Source organism: Reichenbachiella ulvae, from assembly GCF_025833875.1.
In the GTDB taxonomy this organism is placed as follows: Bacteria; Bacteroidota; Bacteroidia; order Cytophagales; family Cyclobacteriaceae; genus Reichenbachiella; species Reichenbachiella ulvae.
In genome coordinates this window covers 5257510-5273818 of the sequence record NZ_JAOYOD010000001.1, presented here as the reverse complement: position 1 = coordinate 5273818, position 16309 = coordinate 5257510, and the positions used below count along the sequence as shown (strand labels likewise).

At 42.5% G+C, this 16309-nt stretch carries 7 protein-coding genes; all 7 read right to left on the bottom strand.

Features of this window, described 5'->3' with window-relative positions:
* Position 1: 1 nt before the first annotated feature.
* Positions 2–2989, bottom strand: a complete 2988-nt coding sequence (locus tag N7U62_RS21700; RefSeq protein WP_264140218.1) for a SusC/RagA family TonB-linked outer membrane protein — start codon at positions 2987–2989, stop codon at positions 2–4.
* Positions 2990–3271: 282 nt separating this feature from the next.
* Positions 3272–7534, bottom strand: a complete 4263-nt coding sequence (locus N7U62_RS21695; protein WP_264140217.1) for a hybrid sensor histidine kinase/response regulator transcription factor — start codon at positions 7532–7534, stop codon at positions 3272–3274.
* Positions 7535–7554: 20 nt separating this feature from the next.
* Positions 7555–8988 carry a sulfatase gene (locus N7U62_RS21690; protein WP_264140216.1) on the bottom strand — a complete coding sequence of 478 codons (1434 nt, stop codon included), beginning with the start codon at positions 8986–8988 and terminating at the stop codon, positions 7555–7557.
* A gap of 213 nt (positions 8989–9201) precedes the next feature.
* A complete protein-coding gene (locus tag N7U62_RS21685) occupies positions 9202–10572 on the bottom strand; it encodes a hypothetical protein (RefSeq protein WP_264140215.1) in 1371 nt (456 codons plus the stop codon).
* Positions 10573–10586: 14 nt separating this feature from the next.
* A complete protein-coding gene (locus N7U62_RS21680) occupies positions 10587–11192 on the bottom strand; it encodes a DUF5017 domain-containing protein (RefSeq protein ID WP_264140214.1) in 606 nt (201 codons plus the stop codon).
* 18 nt (positions 11193–11210) lie between these two features.
* Positions 11211–12956: a RagB/SusD family nutrient uptake outer membrane protein gene (locus N7U62_RS21675; RefSeq protein ID WP_264140213.1), complete on the bottom strand. Its 1746-nt coding sequence runs from the start codon at positions 12954–12956 to the stop codon at positions 11211–11213.
* Between the two features lie 13 nt (positions 12957–12969).
* Positions 12970–16083: a SusC/RagA family TonB-linked outer membrane protein gene (locus N7U62_RS21670; protein ID WP_264140212.1), complete on the bottom strand. Its 3114-nt coding sequence runs from the start codon at positions 16081–16083 to the stop codon at positions 12970–12972.
* Positions 16084–16309 lie beyond the last annotated feature (226 nt).

Genomic DNA, 16309 nt, shown 5'->3' with positions numbered 1-16309 from the left:
ATTAAAATGAGATTTGTGCACCTAGAGTAATGGTTCTAGACTTAGGATAAATGTTGTAATCGTAGCTTTGACTTTGAATACCAGAGGCAAAACTTGGGTCGATTGCAAACACCTCTGGATCAGGCCCAGAGTATCCGGAAATTAAAAAGACGTTTTGAGCCTGAGCATAAACTCTCGCACGGGTCAGCCATGGCAAACTCTCGGTATTGAGAGTATAACCCAAAGTCAAATTATCCATTCTGAAAAATGAACCATCCTCGATGTATCTATTGGAAACCTGTCTCAGAGCTGATGTCAACTCTTCCCCCTCTCCCATAGTTCCTGACAATGCATTTTGTCCGCCATCACCTAATGTCATTGATGGCTGGCTATTGATCAGATTAGTGATATTGAACACATCATTGCCTTGACTACCTCTAAATAGCATTGAGAAATCGAAACGCTTATAATTACCAGAAAGGGTGAGTCCATAAGTAAATTTAGCTGCTGCCTGACCTGTGATGATCTTGTCAGCATCAGTGAGATCCCCGCTTGACACTTCGATACCTTCGGCATTTCGGAAATACTCAACTCCATTGCGTACCTCTACAAAATCATAGCCCCAGAAAGAAGTCAATGCCTCTCCTGGCATCACGACCATTCCATTGACCAAACTATATCCTGGAGCTCTAAATGGCCCATAAGGGATGAAGCTATCTTCGTTATCAAGAGCTACCACCTCATTTTTGTTGCTAGCAAATACTAGACCCAGATTCAGATTAAAATCACTGCCTTGTACGGCCGCAGCATTCAATGATAGCTCAATCCCCTTATTTGAAATTTCGCCAATATTGTCCATCACCGTATTACTAATCGCCGGTGCGATGGTACCACGCTCCATTAACAGATCCTCTGTTGTTTTGCTGTACAAGTCAATACTACCAGTGATTTTGTCATCAAGAATACCAAAATCCAAACCGACATTTGTGGTAGTGGTGGTTTCCCATTTCAAATCTTCTGATATTTCTCTTGTGGGTTGGATGCCACCCACGCGATTGCCATTACCCATCAGCGTATTCCAACCATTTGGACTATAGGTGTAGACATTTCGGTAAGAAGGAATATCCTGATTACCTATCGTACCATAGCCAGCTCGCAGTTTCAAATCAGAGAACAAACTTTGGCCTTGTAAGAAACTCTCGTTGATCAGATTCCAGCCCACTGAAAAGGATGGAAATAATCCCCATCGATAGTCTTCGGCTACTTTGTCTGTGCCGTCCGCCCTCATATTGACAGTCAAGATGTATTTATTGTCAAAACTGTAATTGATTCTACCTAAAAAGGATGCCAGTTTATTTTCATTGTAGTAACCATTCTTACTCACGAGACTACTCGCGCCTCCGATATCATAAAAACCTGTCAAATCACTAGAGTATCCCTGCAGAACAAAATTAGTCCCTTGTCCATGATTCTTTTGGTACTCATGACCTATCATCACGCTCAGATTGTGTCGCTCAGCAAATGTGTTCTTATAGGTCGCCCGAATGTTGAAAATATTGTTACCTCCCTGGGCAATGTTGTCACCACCCTGACCACCTAGATCATCTGTCTCACCTATAGTGGAGGGATAATAAGTCTGACGAATCGTATTGTATCTTGTAGCTCCATAGTCCACATTGACAAATAAGTGATCTGACACATCAAATTGAGCAGTGAAGTTTCCTATAAAGTTCGACTTGGTTGTTTCATCTTGTACTTCCTGAAGTAGTCTTACAGGATTCACCGTATTGAAACTAATCAACTGAGTATTCCAATCCCCATTCTCATCTTTTACTCCTACAGATGGATTCATCAACAAAGCATAGCGCATTGCATCTTGAGTCGGTCTATTGTCATATTGGGTATTAGAATACATAATATTCATTCCCAAAGTCAGTCGATTATTAATCGCAGACTGAGTCAAATTTAGTCGGGACACCAGCTGATCCATACCAGTACCCAGCATAGCACCTTCCTGATCCTTGTACAAAACGGAGGCTCTATAGGTAGTGGTTTCGGTTCCACCAGACAAACTTAAACTATGGCTCTGTGACACTGTATTTCTCAATATCTCGTCTTGCCAATCGGTATTTTCATTACCCACGTTGTCCGTAGGTAATCCATAATGATTCAATGCTTCTTCATATTCATCAGCATCCATCACATCATACTTACCAATTGGTGATCCTAATTGAATGTTGCCATCATAGTCCACTCTCATACTACCTGCCTTGCCCTTTTTGGTGGTAATGATGATCACGCCATTGGCAGCTCGTGCACCGTAGATCGCTGAAGCCGAGGCATCCTTGAGTACAGTGATAGATTCAATATCCGCAGGATTGAGATAATCGATGGGAGAAGTCGCAAATTTGCCAAAATCATTTCCTGTTCCAGATTCGCCTCCGAGTCCTACCTGCACCCCATCTATTACATATAGGGGTTCATTTGACGCACCGAAGGACGATCCTCCACGAATTCTAATTCTGGTACCCTGACCTGGTTGACCACCTGGAGTGGCAATGTTCAAACCTGCTACCTTACCCTGCATGATCTGTTCAGCCGAATTCACATTGGTCCCATTAAAATCCTTGGCACTGATTTTTCCAATCGAACCCGTGAGATCCTTCTTTTCAGAAGCTCCGTATCCAACCACTACGATTTCCTCTAACTGTTCTGCATCCAGAGGGAGTTCAACATCGATAGCCGAACGACCGTTGACAGGGATTTCGAGGCTTTTATATCCCACGTAGGAAACCAACAATATGGCATTGCTGGCATCCGAGACTTGCAAGCGGTACTTGCCAGATTCATCCGTAATGGTACCATTAGTGGTGCCTTTGATGAGTACACTGGCACCAATTAAATCATCGCCATCTGAACCTCTCACAGTTCCTTGTATTTCGGTCTGCGCCCAAGCCACGGACCAAATACTCATGGCGATCATGAGTAAAAATGTAATTTTTGCTTTCATATCATATGTTTAATAGTAATAATCACGCCTAGCCACAGCAGCTAAACTCTTATGAATTTCAAGCGATTTCAACTACACTTGTTGTTAAAACATCCTGATGCGTAGTGAAAATGTCCAATTAAGAAAAAACAACAACCAGACGCTCCAATCACATTTTTTCATTGGAAATATTATTTTGACTTGATTGAAATTGAACAAATTAACAAGGTAAACCCTCCCTTTATCCAGAGTATTTGAACAAGATTAAGAAATGGAATTTGTGGAAATCAATAAATCGTTGAATCACCCCCTTTTCTTCAACTCTGCCACAAAATCAGAAGGGGTTTTACCAAACTTCTTTTTGAATACTTTAGTAAAGTTCGAACTACTTTGAATACCTACCCGATACATCACGTCTATGATAGGAAGATCTTCATTGACTAACATCTGAGCTGCCTTGTTGAGACGAGTATTTCTGACCAATTCTCCCAAAGCCTGTCCGGTGATGTCCTTTGTTTTGTTGTAGAGTTTGGTTCTTGACATGCCTATCATTTTAGCAATGAAATCGACTCCAAATTCAGGATTGGACAGGTTGTCCTGTATGATTTGATTGAGCTGATCCATGAATTCTTGCTCACGTTCGTTGAGTGCCAGCGTTTTGGCTTCAGTAAATGCATCATTTACATACAACTCTCTCAATCTCTTTCTCGAATTGACAAAATTATCAATAGTAAGCTCCAGCAGCTGAATGGTAAATGGTTTGGTCAAATAGGCATCAGCTCCAGCTTGGGTGCCAGATATTTTGCTCTCCTCTGATGTCTTAGCTGTCAGCATGATGAAAGGAATATGACTATACTCCAAATCCTCCTTCAAGGATTCACACAATTGTGCTCCATCCATGACCGGCATAGAATAATCACTCACCACGACATCCGGTCTAAAATCCCTGATGGATTCTAATGCCTCTTTACCATTAGCTGCCTCCCTAACCTCATATTTCGCACCCAGGCTTTCCCTGATAAACATCCTCAGCTCAGCTTCATCTTCCACAATCAATATCTTTTCGCGATGCACCTGATGATCAGACCTGGATACCTGACTTTCTTGTGATATGACTTCTAATTCATGTTTGATAATAGGAGAAGTGTTGGTCTTAACCTCCGAACCATCAACTAAAATCTCGTCTTGGTTCAAATGCTCATTTCCCTTTAAGAACCCAACCAAAAACTCAGTGCCCTTGCCTTTTTCACTAAACACCTTGATCACCCCATTGTTCAGCAACACCAAACTTTTGACCAATGCCAATCCAAGACCTGAGCCCGGCTCCTTGCCCACAGCAGCTTCTGACACTCGGTAGTAGCGATCAAATATCTGATCCAACACGGATTTGGACATTCCCATGCCATTGTCTATGACATTGATCCAGATATAATCTTCAAATTTCAGATCCGTATTCAGTCCATAATCATGGATAAAAGATGGCTTGAAACTTTTCAAATTGTCAAATACCTTCACTTGCACCCGTCCACCATTTTCAGTGTACTTCAGCGCATTGACCAATAAGTTAGACAGGATTTTTTCGAACATGCTCCTATCCAGCCAGAGAGTTTGTAGACGATTGCCCAGCTGAATGTATAGGTCTATATCTTTGATCATCGCATGATCGATAAAACTACTAGCGATGTCTTCTACTAATTCACCGACATTCAATTCTGTTACCTGCCGCTTCATCACCCCTGACTCCACTTTTCTGAAATACATGAGTTCATCTATTAGATTCAACAGCTTCTTGGCATTCTTATTCATCATCTGATAAAAACGATTGAGCTGTGCTCCTTCGACCGCTCCATTCATAATCTGTTCCAATGGACTGACTATCAGTGTCAGTGGAGTTTTGAATTCATGGGAAATGTTCGTAAAAAACTGCATCCTTAGATTATGAATCTCCTCAGACTTCTTTTCTTCGAACTGGGCCATCTCATAGGCTTTTTCGAGCCTGAGGGATCGCATACGCAAATAGTAGATAAAAGCAATTACCATAAAGGCCATCGTCGCATAGATCAACTTCGCCACCCAACTCCCCCACCAAGGAGCATGAACTTCTACAGTTATGGTCGCGGGTCTATCTCCCCATACGCCATCATTGTTGGTAGCAAATACTTCAAAAAAGTATTCCCCTGGTTCCAGATTTGAAAAAGTAGCCTTTCTGCTGGCTGCATTGGTATAGAGCCATTGATCATCATGGCCTTTCAACCTGTATTTGAATCTACATTTTTGTGCATTGGCATTATGCAAAGGGCTGAAATGAATCTCGAATACTTTCTGATCATGTGCCAAATCAATTTTATCACTGAAATACAAAGGATGCCTCAAAATGGCATTGTCGTGATTTCCAATTTCAGCATTTTGATAGTTGATCGTCAGGTTAGTCAGTACCACATCCGGCTTCATCTGATTGAGCATGATACTGTCCGGATAGAAGTAATTGAGGCCTGCTATCCCGCCAAAATAAAAGCGTCCACTCGCTCCCCTATGTGCCGCTCCTACCTTGAAGCTGTTGCTCTGCAGCCCGTCATTAACATCAAAATTCCTAATCTCCTGATCCTCCACCTGAAAGTAAGTCAGGCCTTTGCCTCCCAACCATAGGTTCTCATTGTCAATCAATATACTCTCGACATCATTGGATGGCAAACCGTCGGCCATGGTAAAAGCTTTGGCCTTGTACCCCTCTTTATCTTTCGGGTAATAAGTGATCCGGTTGAGTCCACCGCCTAGTGTCCCTACCCATAGCGTCGAATCATTCAATTTGGCGATTGGCCAAATAAAATTGGAGGTAATGGAATGGGGGTTGTTCTCTGAGGATCGATAGACCTTGATTTTTTCTATGTCACCCTTCTGATCCAAATAAATATGGTTCAGTCCATTTTTTGTACTCACAAATATTTCGGGCTCATCAGGGTCTGCCAGCACAAACGAAATTTGATCAGAGCTCAAAAAATGAGGCATGGTTTTACTATCCCACCAGCTGACTTCATGATCTCCTTTGCCACGATACCTGATACGATTCAGCCCACTCCCCCAAGATCCAGCCCAGACTTGACCAAAAACATCTATGTCAATACTGAAAATTACATCATTGGAAAGGCTGGTACCTGGTGACTCAGGATTTCGCCTGATATGGTCAAACTGACGTCTGTTTTTGTCCAGAATGTCTACCCCTCCATGAGTCCCCACCCAAAGCCGCTGCTGATCATCCATGGCCAGCGCTCGAACTTCATTTCTACTTAATCCATTTGGATTGTTATTATCATGTCGATAATGAATAAAGCGATTGGATTCAAAGTCAAAATAATCCAGACCGTTGTCTTGCGAACCTACCCAAATATTGCCATCCTCTTGCTCATATATGGCCCTCACATAGTCACCAGATAGACTATGCTCTGCATCATGAGCATCATGAGCAATCAAATGAAATTGCTTGCGATTCAAATCCGTATAGTTGACCCCACCTCCATAAGTACCTGCCCATAGTACATTGCTGCGATCTATCAAGAGGCAATTGATGCTTTGCGAAGACAGGTCATTTTTCTGATCAGATGGAGAACTATTGTATAAAGTGTAACGATTAGGAGCTTTGAAATTTTCCAAATGCAATACACCGTAATTGGATCCTAACCATAAACCACCTCGATCATCCACTTCTATATCCCTAAAAAGTGCGACTTGATTGGCTGGCACAGAGAGCTGCCGTGACATCATGGCTTGATCAAATTTATAGCCATTAACATCTATTCTTCGTTGGTTGCGGGTGAGTTGATTGGGATAGACAAAAATACCTTCATTCGATACGGCTATCAACTCATCTTTGTCATTGAAACCTATTCTCGCATATTCGAGGTTCTGCGTCTCCCCCTTACTCAATACATTGAGCTGAACAAACTGATTTACCTCGTGGTGCTTCACATAGAGATGGGTTCCTGCCATGACCCATACGTTCCCCAATTGGTCTATTTGAATATCATGACAGAAGAATTTGGTCAGCTCATCTGGGATTCTGATTTCTGATGGATAAAGCTTCTTTTCACCGCTATCAAATCGGTAGATCGTCAATCCACTAGCAGTACCCAGATACAATTCATTCTCACTTTCGGCTACTTTTAGGATAGAAGCACCAAAATGTGAATCCAGTGATATAGATGATTTGTCCAAAACCAGATAATCATCCAGTTTGATATCAAACACCTCTAATCCTCCTTCTGAACCAATCCAGATCTTATTGTCGGCAATGCAGAGATCATTGACTCGGTTGATGTAGCCTGTGCGCTGCTTACTATAGTTGTTGAAATAGTTCTTGCTCTCATAGCCGTCAAATCGATCCAGCCCTGCAAATGAGCCAATCCAAATGAACCCGATTGAATCCTGTGCTATCGCCAAAACATCTGTATGAGAAAGCCCCTGATCAATGGTAAACTGACGAAACTGGAACAAATTGTGCTGAGCTTGAGAAGTGACCACCAAGCCCACCATCATTACTACCTGCCCTATCCATTTCGTCAGTATTTTCATTTTCTAGTTAGTTTCATGCATCAATCGGCCTGTTCTGGCACACCACCTTTAGGAATGAACTTGGATAATTTAGCCATAATTGAGGCATATTGTTCATCATTGGCTAGATTCTTATATTCTCTAGGATCTACCAAATGGTCATAGAGTTCCTCTGACCCATCTTTATACTTGATATAATTCCACTGGTCTAATTTAACCCCGATGCTGCCTTTGGGATAGGTGACTACTGCAGGTATTTCCCATTGCATATCAGGTTGATTCATCAAAGGCATCAAGCTTTCCCCTTCCAATGGCAAATCATTCTCCACTCCCAATATTTCTAAAAGAGTTGGGTAGATACTCAGATAGGAAACAGGCTGCTTCACCTCCTTTCCAGGATTTTCCATACCCGGATATTTTATGATAAGCGGCGCATTGGTGCCTTGATTCCAAAGAGAGAACTTTTCCCATCTCCATTTGTGTCCCAGTTGCCAACCGTGATCTGACCATAGCACCACTATAGTATTGTCTTTGTATGGGCTATTATCTAATGCGTCCAGAATATTGCCAACACAGTCATCAGCAAACGTCATAGATGCCAAATAAGCCTGTACCGCTTTCTTCCATTCTCCTTTTTCTCTCATCGCCTTTACCATAGGAGTAGAAAAGTTTTCTTTAGCAATTTGAGGGATATCACCCATATCATCCTCAGGTACTTCAGGCAATTCGATAGCATCTAAAGGATACATATCAAAATACTTTTGTGGGGCTAGCAAAGGCGCATGTGGTCTAAAAATCCCTCCTGCCAGGAAGAAAGGTTTGTCATGCTTCTGTTGAAGAAATTCAGCGCAAAATTGCGACATCTTCCAGTCTCCGGTTTCTTCTTTGGTCTCAGGTGTAGTACCCCAGACAGCAAATTTCCCTAAATAGCCATCGATCTCACCATCATGCCATTTGGCAAAACCATTTTCATCCAGATACTGATCTCTGCCTTCGGTACCAATGTTCCCTACCCACTGATAATCCCAGGAGGCTGTATCCGAAAGCAAATCTGCACTTTCGCCACTTCCTCTTGGGTGATGAAAAATCTTGCCGGCAGCAGCAGTTTCATACCCCTGTTGGCTTAAGAACTGAGCGATGGTCACTCTATCGATACCACCTGGACGATTCCTAAAATTACCACTGTTTTGGTACTGGCCGGTAGTCTCTGGACGCTGACCGGTCATGAGTGCCACGCGAGAAGCATTGCAAGCAGGCACCACACAATGCGCATTGGAGAATAGCATGCCCTGCCCTGCCAATCGATCGATGTTTGGGGTTTTCGCCTTGCCTTCCATCGCTCCTACCCAATTGTTCATATCATCAATAGCGATGAAAAGCACATTGTAAGGTATATTCTTCTCTTCATGGTTATTATTTGGGCTACATGCGACCATTGTCAAGCCGACAAGCACGATGCTAACTATTCTATTCATCCTGTTATATTCCTTCTTTTTTGATTTTCTTGCTTCAAATATGCTTCGGGATATTTCTTTCGTATTTCTCTATCATCCTTAATTTTTGATCAGAGATCCATTGCCTTAGGCAAAAACTCATGATATGTGCGATAAAGAAAAAACTGTCTCTCAAACACCCGACCAAATAGGAGGTAGATATTAAGGGACAGTTCATGTTAACTCTTAAGGTTTTTAATTACAAATCGAGGCTTGTGTAGAGCGCATTTTCACGTTATCCAGATACCAGGCCATCTCTCCTGTACCTCCATAGGAGTTGAATACCCATTCAATTTTGGTCACCTCAGATGGTTTAATATTATTGCTCCAATGACTCCTGGATTCCCATTTACCCTTGTTGGCATCCGATGCTGCAATCCCCGCTGTGAAATACTGTTTTTTACTCGCATCTCCGTCGATTACAAAATAAGTTTCCACCGTACGATCACCTGACGCACTAGGATCAAAATATAGATCGAAAGACATGTTGTAAATATAGTCGGTAGCATCTGGGTAGCACTTGATCACATCGGTGATGTCCACTTTGATACCGAAATAGTTATTACTTGAGTTTTTCAGTTCTACTGCTCCATTGCTAGAGTTAGTCACTGTCGATTGTACCGCAGCTACCTCCTCAATAGTCAAACCATTATTACCAAAATCAACCACTTCCCAGGCACATAAATCAGCAACCTCAAATGCCTGATCTACGATGACCATAGGATCTAGCTCTCCTCCACATGGAATCGATACATTCACCTGAGTAGTGATCACACGATCTTCATCCAAATCAGCAGTTGAAAGAATAATACTACCTGAGATATCCTGAGACTTAGTCACACCATCTGAGTCTCCCTTAGCAAACAAAGTGATCATCCCATCACTGAATTCAGAAATCGGAATAGTCAAATTACTGCTGTAAGTACCATTTTCAGCTTTGGACAAGACGATTTGATCAGTTGCCGTTACTTCTATATCGGAGTTGATATCGATGATATTGACATCAAAGCTCATGACTCCTGAATACTGATCCTCCGCAGTATTGATTGCACCAAAATCAATAGACGATACAGAAGCTGTCATCCCTGCGTCTTCATTGATCACTTCGATCTGCACCGCATTCATTTCTCCTTTTTCTAGACCAGTAGTCGCGCCTTGTATTTCAAAAGAAATGAATTTACTCGCTTCTGCTACGTCATTATCCTTAGGATTCATCACAAAGCTAGCCGTATTCGAACCTGAGGCCAGTTCCAGGAAAATCACCCCATCAATCGCCTCTGGCGTAGTGGTATAATCCTCTCCATAAACGAGAGATTCAGACTGGGCCATAACAGTCACCATTCCGGTTTCTGAAACCGCACTGCTAGTTTCTAATGCTATCTCGAGACCCTCTGTGGAATTTTCCATCACCTGAGTTTCTCCTTCTATAAAATCAACTGATTGTTTTTTCGCAATTGTTTTGGTCTGGCTTCCCTCTTCTTCACATCCGGAAAAAATGGTTCCCAAAATCACAGCCATACCACACAGTGGCAAGACTGTTTTTTTCATTATTTCTAGTCTTTTCATAAGTGATATGTTCTTTAGTTAATAGGGTTTACTACTATGGTGATCTCCTGAAGTTTGCGTCTGGTGGCATACTCATCGTAGGTCAAAGCATCCGCTCTATTGCCATCATAGCCCGAGTTATCTGGACGGCCCACATTGGTTGTGACCAGCGTCACCGTGTAGATACCTGGAGTAGTATAGATATATTCGAATTCCCTGGCCTGCTTGTATTCGACACGCGACATTGCAAAACCAGTAGCGAAATCGATCGGGTCACCCGTATTTGCATCTATCTTTCTAAAGTCATACAACTCCAGCGCCATCATCGTGATAGGTCCACGAATGGTATCCTGTCCTGTGATTACTTGCTCTCCTTCGGGAATAGTCACGTCTTCATAGGCCGAATCTGGCAGCACCTCGTACACGCTTTCGCTGTATTCGTGTCCAGCATCTCCAGTATAAATACTGTACAAATCAGCACCAGAAGATGCAGTAAACAAAACAGTATCCCCTGCTGTAATGGTCGTTTCGGATGCAGAAAAATTCACATCTGGAAACTCCAGAGATTCTTCGCAGGAGCTAAAGAACACCCCGGCCAATAGACCGAGGATTAAGTATGATTTATTGATTAATTTCTTCATTTTCTTTTCGTTTTTGGATTAATAACCCGGGTTTTGCTTCAAGTTTGGATTCTTGTCCAACTCATCTGCTGGAATTGGCATTAACAAATGGTGAGGCTGTACATTCATTCCAGGACCTTGATTATTACTCCACCATGGCTCTTCCTGTCCACCCGTCAAAGGGTTATCGAAAGTATTCAGGTATTGAATTTTCTCAACCAAAATCCCTCTTCTGACCAAATCAAACCATCTCATACAACCCTGCTCACCTCCAAGTTCTCTGGCTCTCTCGTCCAGGATATTATCTCTGAACTCCGTGTAAGACAACCCGCTCCAATCAGGCACTGCAGATGCCTGAACATCAATATCTGGATTGGTTAAGCCCTCAATCAGATAATCAATCCCATCAGCTGGGTAGTTTCTGGCTCTTGCTCTCACCTCATTGACGGCATCATAGGCTGCTGCCGAAGGTCCATTATTCACTTCATTCAATGCCTCTGCATAGATCAATAGCACCTCTGCATATCTGATGATTGGATCATCGATATTGAAAGCCTGATGATTAAAGAATCCTTGCTCTGCACTGGACAATGGCCATCTTCTGAATTTCGCCACTCGTGTTGGCTCCCAGGTAGGCCAGGTTTGATCCCCACCATTAAAGAAGTAAGTAGTCGCATCACGATTCTTGGATTCCAAAAGGTTAGCAAAGTATCTTGGGTTTTCATAAGAAGTCATCGCAATTTCTCCATTGATGATTTCCAATGAAGCCTTGGTCACTGTCCACTTTCTTCTTACTAGATCAGTATCATCATAAAGCGTATAGTAATATTGAGTCCCCAGGATATTGTTCCATGATCCTCCATCATTTTGCTGCTTTGAGATGCCAGTAGCACATCCTACACATCCACCTAGATCCTCACCAGGCATGTACTGGATGACAAAGATATTTTCGTTATGCCCTTTATTATTCCTGTTGAATACATCGGGAAAATAGGACACTAAACCATATTCATTTGAATCAATTACGGACTTAGCATTGTCTACTGCACCTTGATAATCTGCAGCCGCATCTCCATCCAACTGACCCAGGTCAATCATATTCGCTCTGGTCAGGTACACCTTTGATAGCAATGCTTGAGCCGCTCCTTTGCTGACGCGTCCATAATCTGACTGCTCAGAAGCCAATAGACAATTGTTGGATGCGAAAGTCAAATCTTCGATGATTTGTTCATACACCAATCCACGATCTGTTCTACCCATCGGTTCATCATCTGGCTGAATCGTATTGACGATCAAAGGCACATCACCAAACAACTGCACCAGGTTGAAATAGTACAGCGCACGGATGAATCGAACTTCACCTATTTGATCGCTTACATCTAAATCCGCAGGCACATGCTTTTCGATCTCTTCCAACACATTATTGGCTTTGGCGATCCCCTGATACATTCCCTGCCAAATATTAGTCAGAGCTGCATTGGACGCAGAATGAGTATAGGTACCTAAACCACCCTGGCTATTGAATTGTGCGGTACGTTGAATATCAGAGGTAATGGCATTTTGTCCGATACCATTGCTAAACAGTCCTCCTCGTTTCAGAGAGACATACACATCATTTACCATCAAAGACACGTTGGCCGGATCATTGAAAAAGTTCTCTGACACGTATCTATCTTCTACTGGCACATCAAGGAATTCCTCGCATCCAGTAGATAGAACAACCATCATCAACAGGCTCAAGATGGCCTGGGTTATCCTTGATCTATTTTTATTAAATACTTTCATTTTTTAGTCTTTTTTAGAATCCGAAGTTGATACCTACTCTAAATACTCTAGCTCTTGGGTATGCTCCCTGGTCTTTTCCAAAGCCTACTTTAGAAGCTGTACCCCATGTCGAGTTCACCTCTGGATCGAACCATGAATATTTGGTCCAAACAAAAAGGTTGTTGCCCGCTACATACACTTTCAGGTTTCTCAATCCAGCCTTGTCCAAAAACTTCGAATCAAAACTGTAACTCAAAGTCACATTCTCGAGACGAACAAATGACCCATCTTCGATGAACTCACTCCTCACATACTGTCTTACATCATTGATACCTACTGCCTGGTAGTTGCCATCATAATTGACATCACTCAGGTAGTGGCCGCTCAATTCTGATAGAGAGTTGTTGCCATACTGACCAGTCGTAGCAAATACGATATTGGCATTAACCACTTCATTGCCATAGGAGCTATTGAAGAAGGTGTAAAGCTCCCAATTCCTATATCTGAATGTGTTGGTGAAACTGGCTGTAAAATCTGGTGCAGTGTAGGCTAATGGAATTTGATCATTGGCATCTACGACACCATTGCCATCCAAATCAGCGAGATTGAATGCTCCTACGCCTGCGGTAACGCCTGTGATTACTGGGTTATTGGCTTCTTCAGCAGCTGTGTTTTTGACATCACCTTGTACATATCCATAATAGATACCCACTGGATCACCTACTCTCAACATGACATCCTTAGTCGCAGATCGGTTGATGTTGTTGTTACCATTACCACTGCTAAAGAGGATTCTGTCCTGACCACCTAAATCCAAAACTTTCGATTGGTTTCTGGAGAATACAATGCCCGCATCCCACGAAAAATCCTCTTTTTCCGCTATGACACCATTCAAAGTCAATTCAAAACCTTTGTTCTCCAATTCACCCACATTGGCTACTCTGGAGTTGAAAAGGCTACCTCCAGGCAATGGCTGATCTAATAAGAGGTCTTCAGTTTTCTTATAATAATAATCGGCCGTAGCGGTCAGTCTATTTTGAAAGAATCCAAACTCCAATCCAAAATCATAAGAAGAAGTCGTTTCCCAAGTCAAATCCTCTGTAGCAAAATTGTCGTACTGCTTAGAGTTGACAACATTGTTACCAAAGTTGTAAGGATTACCATCACCTACTACAGCGATGTTTTGGAAAGGTATGATCTGCTGATTACCAGATACACCGTAACTGGCTCTTACTCTCAAGTCCGAAAAAACGCCTAAGTTTTGTATAAACTCTTCATCTCCAGCATTCCATGCAGCGGCTACTGATGGGAAATATCCCCATTTGTAACCGTCAGCGAATTTAGATGAACCGTCCGCTCTGAAAGTACCAGTCAAAATGTACTTGCCTTTGAAAGTGTAAACCAATCGACCCAGGTAAGAATGTAAAGCATCATCAACAGGCCGCTCCTGAGTAGGTCTGCTCAAGGTACCGTTCTTCAGGCCATATAAGCCAAGTGCCTCATCAGCCTCTTGCAGATTGGTGGCTGTTAAAAACAGTGATTCTCTGGATCTCCTTGTCATCTCCATCACTGCAGTAGCATTGACACTATGCTCACCGAATTTCTTGTTGTAACTCAGTCTATTCTCCCACACCCAATCCTGAAGCACGTCATCTTTCAATTCTACATAGCCATTGTTATTCCTACCTACTCTAGTACTAGTAGGGAAGAAGTAATCCTGATTCCAGAGCTGATAATTGGCACCATAACTCATATGGTATCTCAATCCTTTGGCTATATCAATATTCATATAGGCTTTCCCAAAAATTCTCTTGAAGTTTTTGGTGACCTCAGGATCCATCACCTCATTGATAGGATTAGATTGGTCAAAAAATGCACCCAAGGCGTCATCTGAAATATCAGTTACGTTTTCGAAATCCTTTGGAATAAACGGATTGGTAAAGAGTGCCTGATTGATCAGGTTACCATCTCTCCAATCATTGATAATTCCTGTATAGTCAGAATTACTATAGGAACTATTCAAACCCAAAGACAACCAGTTATTGACTTTTTGATCCAAATTCAATCGAGCACTAAACCTCTTGAAGTTTGAATTCTCCAAAATCCCATCCTCATCATTGTAGCCAATAGATACGCCATATTTAGTATCTTCAGTACCACCTGATACTGACAGGTTCGCCTGATGCCCAATCGCATCTCTGGTGATCTCATCTAACCAGTTCGTATACTGAACTGTGTCGGCTGTCCACCATTCTCTTTCTAATCTGGCTAACCAGATGGAGTCCTGGCCTTGACCACTCTGAATGGCTCTTAGATATTGCAGTTGTGTATATTCTTCAGCGTCCATCATTTCAGGAATACGCTCAGCTGGAATACTTGACACACTAGTATTATAGCTCACATCAACTTTTACCTTCCCTGCTTTACCTTTCTTGGTGGTAATCAGAATCACACCATTAGATCCTCTCGATCCATAGATAGCTGTAGCAGAGGCATCTTTCAACACTTCAAGAGACGCAATATCATTTGGGTTGATCGTGGACAGAGGATTAAATGGGTCTCCACCATCAGATCCTGAGACCTGCTCGATTGGATATCCATCGATCACGTACAGTGGCTGTGACCCTGCTGTCAAGGTATTAGAACCACGGATTTTGATAGAGATACCAGAACCTGGCGCTCCATCATTCGAGCTCACCTGTACACCTGCCACTCGACCTTGCAATGCTTGTTGAATAGAAGTAGGTGTTACCTTTTCGATTGTCTCACTTTTCAAAGAACCGACGGCACCTGTCATGTCACTCCTCTTGACCTCACCATATCCGATCACGACCACTTCTTCCAAAGTCTCTGAATCTTCTATGAGGTTGATGGTAATAGTACTGCGTCCCGCGACCAGTATCTCTTGAGTTTCGAACCCAATAAAGCTAACCACCAGAGTGGCATCATCCGGAGCAGAAATAGAAAAGTTTCCATCCAGATCTGTCACTGTTCCTTCACTGGTGTTTTTGACGATCACGTTGGCACCTGGCAATCCGGTACCATCTACATCTGAGACGACTGTCCCGCTGATCTGATTTTGAGCCCTCAGACCTAGCGACGCAACCAGCATCACACTCAGACATGCAATAGTAAATAGTTGTTTCATACGCTTAAAAAGTTTCATTTCATGTAACTGTGATTGTCCATTCGAACAATATCACAATACTAAATTGGGGTTTCGCAGGCTCTGAGGCTTGTTTATTTGTCTATTTGACTAGTTAATTCATCCCAGCAGGGACAAATACACAAATCAACAAAGCAATCAAACAACTGAGCGCTTTCCCAACAACTTTCCAAGGCTTAATACAGACGGATTTCGAAGGTAGGAATGG